1 protein-coding gene is annotated in these 3,178 nt (G+C 40.7%); it reads right to left on the bottom strand.

What is annotated here, in order from left to right; genetic code table 11:
• Positions 1-3,178 (bottom strand): beta strand repeat-containing protein (locus AC061C_RS15480; protein ID WP_478291916.1); only part of this gene is annotated, 3,178 nt, incomplete at both ends.

Here is a 3,178-nt window from a genome sequence, read left to right as displayed (position 1 = left end):
CTGCAATGGTTACATTCCCGTCTGCATCTACTAAAATTGCTCCAGTAGTGATTGGGGTAACATTCGTGTTTGTCGTCGTTACTGCAACTCCATTTAAGCTGTCGTTTCCTATCACACTTCCTGCTGCTACTGGTGTAGTGCCTGAAGCCAATGGTGCTGCTGGTGTGCCTAAAGTATCGTTTGCCGTATCTATCGAATTTAAAACTTTAATGGTTGCCACAGCGCTATTACAATTGACTGGTGTTACAGCCAATCCTGTTGATGGATTAACTTCACACAATTCATAGGTAATACTATAACTTCCACTTGGCGTGTTTCCTGCTAATGTGACTACTCCATTCGAATCGATACTCAATGGTCCTGCAGAAACTGGGGTAACATTCGTATTGGTTGGACTTACTAAAACAGTATTCAATGTATCATTGTCTGTTACATTAAACACTACTTTTGGATTTACTCCTGAGTTTACTGCAACTGGATTATCATCAACTGCATCAATTGGATTTAAAACAACTACTGTTGCAGTTGCGTTTGTACAATTTACAGGGTCTGCTCCTGCTTCACACAATTGATAAGTGATGGTATACGTACCTGAAACAGTATTTGGAGCTAGAGTCAAATTTCCATCTGCATCAATACGCAATGGTCCAGTGGTTACCGGTGTCACATCAGTATTTGCCAATGTAACTGCTATTCCATTTAAATTATCTGCTCCATTACCGTTATTAGATAACACACTTCCAACTGTTGTAGCCACTGTAGTGCTTGGCGCTTGTGGAGAGAAGGCATCATCAAACGCATTAATTTGATTACTAATGCGAATTTTCGCATTGGCTATATCACAGTTTGATAGATTTATCTTTTCACATATTTGATAAAAAACCATATAGGTGCCTGAAATCTGTCCAGCAGGAACTGTAATTGTACCGTTACTATTCAATACAAATCCTGAAGGCGCAGTTCCACTTAATGTTAAATTAACATCTGCCGGATTTAAGACAACTCCATTAAGGGTATCATTATTCAATACTGATGTAGTGGTTCCTCCATTTCCACCAGTATATGGTACTGCTGTAAAATCATCAACAATGGCATCTACGGCTGCTTGTAAAACATTTACTGTAACGGTGGCAGTACTGCAATTAACTGGATTTGAACCAATTTCACATATTTGATACTCTAATGTTTGAGGTCCTGCCGCTGTACCTGCTGCAATTGTAATGGTACCATCTGGATTTAATGTTAATACAGCATTTGTGATAGTAGTTGTCAAAATTACATCAGCTGGATTAATAGGTGGGATTCCACTTAAGGTGTCATTCCCTAAAACAGAACCAGTTGTAGCTCCTGGAAGTCCTCCTGTTGTATCCGGGTTAGCCACGATGGAATTAAATACAACTACTGTTGCTGTTGCTGTTTTACAATTTACTGGGTTTGCTCCTATCTCACATATTTCATAAATAATACTGTAGGTTCCAGAAGGTGTATTGCCTGCCAAAGTTATCTCACCATTACTAGCAACACTTAATGGGCCTGTTGTTTTTGGAGTTATATTAGTATTTGCATCTGTAACTGGATCTCCATGTAACGTATCATTTGAAATAACATTTAAAACAACTTTAGGAACATTAGCAGTCGCTACTGTAATTGACCCATCATTTACTGCAAGTAATGGATTCTGAACTACAACTGTAGCTACAGCCGTATCACAATTTACTGGACTTGAACCAGACTCACACAATTGGTATGTTATTGTATAAGTTCCAGAAACTGTGTTGGCTGCTACTATTAAATTACCGTTAATATCTACACTTAAAGGCCCTGTAGTTATTGGTGTTACATCACTATTAGTTGCTGTAACAAATGATGCATTCAAGGTATCATTTGATGTTACATTTTGTACGGTAACCGGCGTAGTAGCTGACGCAATTGTTGTTGGACCGTCATTTACTGCGTCTATTGAATTAAAGACTACTACAGTAGCCGTTGCATTATCACAATTCGCAGGGGTTACATTCAATCCTGTTGCTGGATTGGCTTCGCATAATTGGTAGGTGATGCTGTACGTACCACTTGGGGTATTGGCTGCTACGGTTACTATTCCATCTGCATCAATGCTCAATGGTCCTGTCGTTAATGGCGTTACATTGGTATTGGTTGTAGTCGCTGCGATGTTACTTAACGTATCGTTAGCTAATGCATTCAATGCGGTTACTATCGTATTGTTTGAGGCAACAGTTACCGATGAATCACTCACTGCATCGATTGGATTGTTTACTACAACTGTTGCTGTAGCGGTATCACAATTTGCTGGGCTTACATTCAATCCCGTTGCTGGATCGGCTTCGCATAATTGGTAGGTGATGCTGAACGTACCAGTTGGAGTATTCGCTGCAACGGTTACTATACCGTTAGCATCAATGCTCAATGGTCCTGTCGTTAATGGCGTCACATTGGTATTACTGGTAGTCGCTGCGATGTTACTTAACGTATCATTAGCTAAGGCATTCAATGCCGTCACAACCGTATTGTTTGACGCAACGGTTACCGATGGATCGTTGACGGCATCAATCGCATCGTTTACTACTGTTACACTAACGGATATAGTACCGATATTCGATATTAATCCGTTATTATCTTTTACCGAGTAAATGATTGGTGTTGCTGCTCCGTTAAAGTTCAATACCGGTGTAAAGGTAACTAATCCTAGGTTGGTTACCGTGTACGTTCCTTCACCTGCTACCGTGAAAGTATTTTGGACGCCAACTGTGGCTGGATCTAAATCTACTGTAGCTACATCAATTGTACCGTCTGTATCCGTGTCGTTTGTGGTAACGTTTATTGTTACTGGTATGTCTTCGTCTGTAGTTGCAGAATCGTTTAAGGCCACTGGTGGGTTGTTACCAATTGGAATGGTAAATATTGCTGGACTTGCATCTACTGCTCCTGTATTGTCTGTAGCGGTAAAGGTGAAAGTCGTTGTTCCTGTGAAGGTTCCGTTTGGATCAAAAGTTAATGTAGCCGCTTGCGCTGGAGTTATTACTTGTCCGGCCGTTACTGCTACTCCGCCCAAGGCTAATGTTCCATTGGCTGGTAAAGTGGAAACGGTATAACTTGCAATTGTGCCATCTGTATCTGTTGCCGACAATGCGCTGATAGCTGTAGCTCCTGCTGTTGA

This window comes from Flavobacterium sp. GNP010, from assembly GCF_056428945.1.
The sequence above is the reverse complement of the archived record's forward strand: the minus strand, read 5'-3'. Positions and strand labels throughout refer to the sequence as shown.